Annotated in this window: 1 protein-coding gene; it reads left to right on the forward strand. The window is 69.8% G+C overall.

Annotation, left to right across the window (positions count from 1 at the left end; genetic code table 11):
* Nucleotides 1-255, forward strand: a 255-nt coding sequence (gene grpE, locus ACZYRU_RS26995) for a nucleotide exchange factor GrpE (protein WP_488960189.1), incomplete at both ends; no start/stop codon positions are given.

Here is a 255-nt window from a genome sequence, read left to right on the forward strand (position 1 = left end):
CATCGACGTGCTCGACACGATCGACCGGGCCCGTGAGCACGAGCCGCTCGAGGGTGGCTTCAAGGCCACGGCCGAGCAGCTCGAGCGCGTGGTTGCCGGGCTGGGCCTGGTGAAGTTCGGCGAGGTCAGCGACGCGTTCGACCCGACCGTCCACGAGGCGCTCTCGCACATCGGCACCGACGCCGAGGTCGAGGTGACGACGTGCAAGGTGGTCGCGAAGGCCGGCTACAAGATCGGTGACCGGGTGGTCCGCGC

The sequence above is a fragment of the Nocardioides sp. F233 genome (genome assembly GCF_057813895.1).